The organism is Acinetobacter sp. UBA3461 (assembly GCF_002381195.1).
GTDB lineage: Bacteria > Pseudomonadota > Gammaproteobacteria > Pseudomonadales > Moraxellaceae > Acinetobacter > Acinetobacter schindleri.
Window position 1 is genome coordinate 38024 of sequence record NZ_DFRO01000039.1, and the last position, 7077, is coordinate 45100.

Here is a 7077-nt window from a genome sequence, read left to right on the forward strand (position 1 = left end):
TATGAAAAGCATAAGACTGTATTCAAGCAGCCAACGAGTGTGGATGTAGATTACGTAGTTTTAAAAGCGGGTGATATTAATACCGCTGCTGTTACAGTAACCGATGCCGAACTACAAGATGCCTATAACAGTTTTGTCGCGGCGCAAAAATCGACTGCCAAGCCAGAAGTGAAACATATCCTGATCACTGCGGATAACCGTTCTGAAGCTGAAGCGCAAAAACTCGCAACAGATGTAGCAGCTAAGATCAAGGCGGGTACAACATTTGCTCAGGCTGCAGCTCAGTATTCAGAAGATCCTGAATCTAAGGCCAAAGGCGGTGCAATCGCAGTTTATGAAGCGGGTGTGTTCGGTAATGCTTTTGATAAAGCTGTTGCTTCATTACAATCTGGTCAGGTTTCTGCACCCGTGAAAACAGATTATGGTTATCACATCATTGCTGTACAGGCACCTGATGTAGCTGTGCCATCATTTGAATCACAAAAAGCACGTCTGACTGAAGAGGTGCTGGCTTCTAAAAAATCAAATGCATTCTCTGATACTGTGAATAGCCTGAATGATATGGTGGTCAGCAGTGACTCACTGGATGTGGTAACACAAGAAGTTAAAGGTGTTCGCGTACAATCAGCCAAAGGCGTGACATTGTCTACACGGGATCCATTACTCAGTGATGCCAATGTGAAAGTGAAGCTGTTCAATGACGATGTGAAGAATGGTGACCGTAATGTATCATCTAGCATACAGTTGGCAAACGGTGATGTAGCCTGGGTAAAAGTGCGTGATTACCATGCAGCAGGTGAGCAATCACTGGCGGAAGCGAAACCACGTGTTAAAGCAGAACTGATTGAAGAAAAAGCGCGAGCTCTTGCAAAAGCCCAGATTCAGAAATCATTGGATGAGTTTAAGACCAAACCTGCTGCTTCTGTAGCAAAAGGTAATCTGGTGTTTGAAGATGCGGGTATCTATACCCGTGCTGAAGGCTTGCTAAAACGTGATGTACAGCGTGCAGCATTTAGCCTGAAAGCACCTAAAGCTGGATTTTGGTCTGTGACGACTGCAAGCTTGCCTAATGAGCTGGTAGTAGTTGCTGTATCTGAAGTGAAGAAGAATCCGATTGATGTCTTAAGTGAAGAACAGCGTACTGAACTGGCAAAACTTTATGCCCAGTTACGTGGTCAGCAAGAATTTGATGATTATACGCGTTATCTGAAATCGCAAGCGAAAATCAAATAACAGATTTTCCTTTAAAAAAAACCGGCTTTCGAGCTGGTTTTTTTATTTTCTGGAAAAGTTTTTGCTCTATAAGAGAGCCATCTTTAGAGTCAAGGATGCATTGAAATACTGAAACGTGTTTTAAATTTTGGTAGTAAATTCCCTGATGAGTAAATAAAAAAGAGGGACATTTTATCCCGCTTTTTTAAATAGTTCGATTTACTCAGCACGAACCTTAATTTCATAGCCGGTATATTTACGGATATTAATAACACCGGTATCCAGGATCAGGTACTGGCCTTTGATACCTTGTAATTTGCCACGGATCACTGGGGTTTTATCTAGATTATGTGATTTGATCTTTTCAGGATAGCTTTCTACCGGATAAATAAACTCGCGTGGGCGTTCTTGTTCCAGAATCTCGACATTTTCATTAAAGTCCAGACTCATGCTGAATTCATCACGAATACTGGTAATTTGTGGTTCGAATTCATCCAGCAGCTGATCACGGATATCAATCAGGTTAAGGGGCTCAGCCTCACCTTTAAGCAGTTTGCGCCAATCGGTTTTATCGGCAACCTGGGTGCCGAACATGACTTCCATTTGACCTGAAAGACGACGAGAACCTACTTTCATGATGGGTAAGGCTTGTGTTGCACCCTGATCCAGCCAGCGTCCTGGCATATGGTTGACACGGGTAATTCCGACTTTAAGTCCACTGGAATTGGCTAAATATACAATATGAGGCTGGAAGCATACTTCATGCGCAAAGGTGTCTTCACGGCAGGTACCCAAATGATAGTGGCAGCTCTCAGGCTTCATAATACACATGTCACAAGATGCTTTGGTCTTAAAGCATTTGAAGCAGTGACCTTGAGAAAATGATTTTGATGTTTTGGTACCACAAGACACGCAGTAGATATTACCGGTCCATTCGATCTCGATTTCTTGACCTAGACTAAATGGAAGATCAATTTCTGAACGATCTAATATGAATTTATATTCAACATTTGCCCTATGTATATCTTGTTCAGTTACACTAAGGTTCTTGAGACCGGCATGCATTTTATGGCAAATGCCTTGAAGTTCCATATAAATTACTCAATTAAATCATAAGGATGCTGTTATGGCTGAACAGAATGTCATCACTTCGATGCTAGACGATTTTGCGCAGGAACAGCCCATAAAAACTGCGATTTGTATTGGTCAGGATTTGACCCAAGTCAAGTTTAATCAGTCCATTCAATGGCATTATTTTAGCGTATCTGACTTTTTAAGTCTGCCTTTTCAGCAACGTTATGATCTGGGAGTAGTGATGCTAGATACACCTGAAACGAGTGAGTTATCAGATCAATTGATCAGTCAGATATTGGTCAAGCTGCGTGACTTATTTGCAAAACGTTTGGTCGTAGTAAGCCGTTTGCAGGATGAGAAACTACTCCGTTCTTTAGGACTAACCCAACTTATTGATAAAACAAAACATAAGGCTGACTTTGCTCTATGGCAATTTAATATTCTGACTTATAAACATGTTCCAGACTGGTTTAATTCCAAATTCTGGGCCAATCCGGAAAATTGGAATAAGTTCCGTTGGTAAGGAAAAAATCTACTAAATTTCATTGCAAATATTAACATATTCATCCATTTCAACCTTCTGTTCAGCACGTATGCTGTAAGAAAGATTGACAGGATAAGCAGTATGACAAACCTCAGTAATATTGTAGAGATGCTGGCCAAGCAGGCCTTAGGCGGTAGTCAGCAACAGCAGAATACCAATCAGCATCAATCCCAAAACCAGTCGCAACAGTCACAAGGTGGGTTGGGTGGAATTCTTGGTGCCGTACTTGGACAGTTAAATCCGGGTAATACGCATCAAACTGGTCAATCCCAGCAAGGCGGCTTGGGCGGGATTTTAGGTTCTGTACTGAGTCAACTGGGTGGTGCTGGTCAGCCACAGCAGCAGCCAAATCAGCAGACGCATCAGCAACCTCGATCATCAGGATTCGGAGCAGGTGGAACCAAGACCTTACTTATTGCCGTATTGCCATTGGTACTTGCCTGGATTCAAAAGCAGGGTGGTTTACAGGGAGCACTGGATAAGCTTAAAGGTCAAGGCTTAAACACTCAGGTTGATGACTGGGTGTCTACAGGTCCTGGTGAGAATGCGCCCGTGGATAACCAGCAGTTACAGCTATTATTTGATGATCAGGAAGTAGAACAGGTGGCTGAGCAGGTGCATGCCCCAAAGCAAGATGTATATAGTGCTATTTCTAAAGTCTTACCGCAGATAATTGATTCATTAACTCCGCAGGGTGAGCAAACCAGCAAGCAGGAAGCCAATAATGATATTCAGAATGTCCTGAATATGGTTTCAGGTTTCTTAAAGCGTTAAATGAAATTTCTTTAAAAAAAGCCCGGCTATAAATGCCGGGTTTTTTTGTATTTTTATAAATTATGAGTGTTCCAAATCCAGGCTAAACAGACGATTAGATTTGCTGATTTTTTTGGCCACATAATGTGATTTGCGCAGACGTATCAAAATAATCTGAGATTGAAATTCCAGCTCACCAAATTCCGGCTCGACTTGCACATAATGTAGCTGACCAAATTCATCCCTTACGCGGGCTTGAGCTGAAAATCCGGGACGGGCATTACCACTGGAAATGGTTGCCAGACGGCCAATCAGATTGACATGATGTTTTTTGTATTTAGGTGGAATCACCTGATCCAGACAGTGAATCATAAATACTGTAAAGAAAATCGCAATAATCAGCGCAGGAATAATCAGGTAATACGCCGGTAGAAATTCCTGTTCCTGAGAATAGATCAGCAGTTGCAGCACATAACCGGCAACACTGAAATTCATCAGCAGGAAAAATACAATTAAAATTTTCGAAAATTTAACATTAAGCAGGTCGAGATTGCGGAAGTAGAAAGGGGAAATCTGTTTCAAAAATTTCGTCGGGCGAATTTTAAATAAATAACCTAAGGTTTCTACCACGCCCAGCAAAATCACAGCGAATAAACTTAAATGAAAAGGCATCAAGTTATAGTCTACGAAAAATGCCGGCATGGTAGCGTCCAATTTCAGAGTTATTCTGTGAGGTAAATCCCACCATCAGAATGCACGTTAATCTCTACTTTTTCAAGTGCTTGACCTTGACATGGACCAGAAATACATTCTCCGGTTTCAACCAGGAATAAAGCACCATGGGTTGAACACTCAATAAATTCCTGATCACGATCTAGAAATTGGTTTTCCAGAAACTCCAGTTCAACCTGCAAGTGTGGACACAGGTTCTGGTAAGCATAGAACATACCATCGCGTTGAGTAATGAAAATGGTGTCGCCATTTGGCGTTTCAAAAGAACGTGCTTCACGTTCCGGGATGTCTTCGGTCATGCAAATTTTAAACATTAAGCGCATTCCTTTTGGAAGTTTTCCAATAACGCAGCATAGTCAGCAATGGTCAGACGTGGGCCAAATTGTGAAACCACTTGACTTGAAATCAGAATTGCCAATTCAGCTGCAACTTTCCAGCCTAGGCCTGCATTCAGTGCATACAGGAAAGCACCGGCAAAGGCATCACCAGCACCATTGGTATCAACTGCAGTTACAGCACGACCCGGTACAGTAAAGCTTTGACCTTCATTGCAGATTAATGCGCCTTTGGCTGACAATGTAATGACAATGTGTTGGCTGATTTCTTGCAATTTAACTAAAGCGGCTTCAAGCGTTTCAGTCTCAGTATACATCAACGCTTCTTGTTCATTACAGAACAATAGATCTACGCCATCTGCAATCATTTCGTCCAGGCCGGCACGTGCATATTGCACCATAGCTGGATCAGACAAGGTTAAAGCAATTTTCGCATCACTGGCACGGGCAATAGTACGTGCCTGTTCTACAGCATGACGGGCAGTTTCTGAAGTCGACAGATAACCTTCGATATATAGCCATTTTGCAGTTTTGAGAGGTGTGAAATCGATTTGAACGTCAGTCAGTTCCGCAGTGATCCCCAAATAAGTATGCATGGTACGTTCTGAATCTGGACTTACCAGTACCATACAGGTACCAGTAACACCTTCACTGATTGAACGGGTTGTGGTTTGTATGCCGGCTTCATTTAAACCATCCAGGTAGATTTGACCCAGATCATCATTCCCGACACGGCAGGCATAGAAAGCTGAACCACCGAGCGCAGCAAAAGCCACAGTCGTGTTTGCAGCTGAACCACCAGAAGCCTGGCCTTTATAGTTTTGCGTGGCTTTCAGGTTCTCATACAGCGCAGCTTGTGTTTCACCATCAGTCAGTTGCATGGTGCCTTTTTGCAGGTTGTGTGCAGTTAAAAAGTCGTCAGATACTTTAAATTCCTGGTCAATTAGCGCATTACCAATTGCAAAAAGATCAACATTTGCCATGTCAGAGAGTCACATTCAAAAAACGAAAGTCATAAGTTTACACGAATGCTCAGGTTTGCTATAGGGTGTTGAATCATTTTCAAAAAGTTTTAGGGTATGCTGTAAGGCATTCATTTCGCACTTTGGTCGAATTAAAGCAGATAAATTTCGTAATCCTGCGATCGTGCCATTGATTTAAATAGCGGATTTTATTTATAAGTGTTATATCACCTGTAACTGCATGTTCATGCAAATGCAGGTTGAGCCGAGACTACAATTTCTGACAGTGTGTATATATGGATATTAAAATCGTAAAAGCCGAGCAATTACCAGATCAAATTGAAACTTTTGCTGCTCTGGCAAAAAAGGAAGGCTATGATTTAATTGAGAAATTAGTTGAAGAATATCGCACAGGAAAAAACTCCTTTAGTAAAGATAATGAATATCTTGCTGTGGCTTATGATGGAGACAAGCTGATTGCTTGTGGCGGTTTGAACCAGCAATGGGGACCAGATGGTGTGGAAGAGCGTATTGGCCGTGTACGTCGTTTCTATGTACATCCGAAATATCGCCAGCATGGAGTAGGCAAACAATTACTGGCTTATCTGGAACAGTTAGCACGTCCGCATTATTCTGCACTTTGCCTGCATACTGAAACCAAACTGGCGGCGAGCTTTTACCAGAAGCAAAATTATGTGTTTGTCGAAAACCATCCGAATTATAATTACTTTAAATATCTGATCTAGCCGATTTTCAATTTAACAAATACGGTTCATAAACTTGGTGATTCATTTTCTGAATGACCAAGTTTACTTAATTCGATCAAAATGATCGGTTTTCAGCGTGAATAATAACAAAAACTAAAGCTATAATGCGATCAGTTGTTTTTTATCTAAAAATTAGGAGATCGCATGACTGTAGATGTCACTGAAACCATTTCACAAACTGTACATCCTGCGTTTCAGTTGGTACGTCAACACCATGTTGAAGCTTTAGACATTTTAGTGTCTGAATATAAACATAATGTGACCGGCGCCATTCATTATCACCTGGCGACCAATCACGATGAAAATGTCTTTTTAGTGGCTTTCCGTACGCAGCCAATGGATTCTAAAGGCGAAGCACATATTCTTGAACATACCGCGCTTTGCGGTTCAGAAAAATTTCCGGTACGTGATCCATTCTTCCTGATGATTCGCCGTTCCCTGAACACGTTCATGAATGCCTTTACTGCGGCAGACTGGACAGCTTATCCGTTTGCAACCCAGAATGATAAAGACTTCCAGAACCTGTTAGAAGTATATATGGATGCTGCTTTTGCAGCGAACTTGAATCCGCTGGATTTTGCCCAGGAAGGGATCCGTATTGAGCTGGAAAATGGTGAACCGGTTTACAAAGGTGTTGTGTTTAATGAAATGAAAGGTGCGATGAGTTCACCTTCAGATCAGCTCTATCATACGCTGGC

The 7077-nt window shown here is 41.9% G+C and carries 9 protein-coding genes; 5 read left to right on the forward strand and 4 right to left on the reverse strand.

What is annotated here, in order from left to right:
* A partial coding sequence (locus B3D47_RS11075) for a peptidylprolyl isomerase (protein ID WP_286862029.1) occupies positions 1–1233 on the forward strand: 1233 nt, incomplete at its 5' end.
* Positions 1234–1431: 198 nt separating this feature from the next.
* On the opposite strand, the gene B3D47_RS11080 is transcribed toward B3D47_RS11075, so the two are convergent.
* The gene (locus B3D47_RS11080; protein ID WP_004812750.1) at positions 1432–2304 is read right to left on the reverse strand and encodes a DUF2797 domain-containing protein; all 873 of its coding nucleotides are present in this window, start codon (positions 2302–2304) and stop codon (positions 1432–1434) included.
* A 34-nt stretch (positions 2305–2338) separates the two neighbouring features.
* Between B3D47_RS11080 and B3D47_RS11085 the strand changes: the two genes are divergently transcribed.
* Positions 2339–2809 carry a DUF6231 family protein gene (locus B3D47_RS11085; protein WP_163168222.1) on the forward strand — a complete coding sequence of 157 codons (471 nt, stop codon included), beginning with the start codon at positions 2339–2341 and terminating at the stop codon, positions 2807–2809.
* 102 nt (positions 2810–2911) lie between these two features.
* Entirely contained in the window at positions 2912–3604 is a 693-nt protein-coding gene (locus B3D47_RS11090) for a YidB family protein (RefSeq protein WP_286862032.1), read from the forward strand.
* Between the two features lie 60 nt (positions 3605–3664).
* On the opposite strand, the gene B3D47_RS11095 is transcribed toward B3D47_RS11090, so the two are convergent.
* Genes B3D47_RS11095 through B3D47_RS11105 form a run of 3 tightly spaced genes read right to left on the reverse strand, consistent with a single transcriptional unit; the run spans position 3665 to position 5633 of the window.
* The gene (locus B3D47_RS11095; RefSeq protein WP_076753468.1) at positions 3665–4285 is read right to left on the reverse strand and encodes an OB-fold-containig protein; all 621 of its coding nucleotides are present in this window, start codon (positions 4283–4285) and stop codon (positions 3665–3667) included.
* A 20-nt stretch (positions 4286–4305) separates the two neighbouring features.
* A complete protein-coding gene (locus B3D47_RS11100) occupies positions 4306–4614 on the reverse strand; it encodes a Rieske (2Fe-2S) protein (RefSeq protein ID WP_008305220.1) in 309 nt (102 codons plus the stop codon).
* 14 nt (positions 4615–4628) lie between these two features.
* Positions 4629–5633 (reverse strand): adenosine kinase, encoded by a 1005-nt coding sequence (locus B3D47_RS11105; protein WP_262478727.1) that lies wholly within the window; start codon positions 5631–5633, stop codon positions 4629–4631.
* 275 nt (positions 5634–5908) lie between these two features.
* On the opposite strand from B3D47_RS11105, the gene B3D47_RS11110 reads away from it, so the two are divergent.
* Together B3D47_RS11110 and B3D47_RS11115 are read left to right on the forward strand one after the other, a co-directional pair.
* Entirely contained in the window at positions 5909–6358 is a 450-nt protein-coding gene (locus tag B3D47_RS11110) for a GNAT family N-acetyltransferase (protein ID WP_163168220.1), read from the forward strand.
* A gap of 165 nt (positions 6359–6523) precedes the next feature.
* A partial coding sequence (locus B3D47_RS11115; RefSeq protein WP_286862035.1) for an insulinase family protein occupies positions 6524–7077 on the forward strand: 554 nt, incomplete at its 3' end.

What these genes read in the sequence shown, in the direction of transcription:
- B3D47_RS11095 (WP_076753468.1), bottom strand. Translation starts at nt 4,285, where the DNA reads ATGCCGGCATTTTTCGTAGACTATAACTTGATGCCTTTTCATTTAAGT.
- B3D47_RS11100 (WP_008305220.1), bottom strand. Translation starts at nt 4,614, where the DNA reads ATGACCGAAGACATCCCGGAACGTGAAGCACGTTCTTTTGAAACGCCA.
- B3D47_RS11090 (WP_286862032.1), top strand. Translation starts at nt 2,912, where the DNA reads ATGACAAACCTCAGTAATATTGTAGAGATGCTGGCCAAGCAGGCCTTA.
- B3D47_RS11080 (WP_004812750.1), bottom strand. Translation starts at nt 2,304, where the DNA reads ATGGAACTTCAAGGCATTTGCCATAAAATGCATGCCGGTCTCAAGAAC.
- B3D47_RS11105 (WP_262478727.1), bottom strand. Translation starts at nt 5,633, where the DNA reads ATGGCAAATGTTGATCTTTTTGCAATTGGTAATGCGCTAATTGACCAG.
- B3D47_RS11110 (WP_163168220.1), top strand. Translation starts at nt 5,909, where the DNA reads ATGGATATTAAAATCGTAAAAGCCGAGCAATTACCAGATCAAATTGAA.
- B3D47_RS11085 (WP_163168222.1), top strand. Translation starts at nt 2,339, where the DNA reads ATGGCTGAACAGAATGTCATCACTTCGATGCTAGACGATTTTGCGCAG.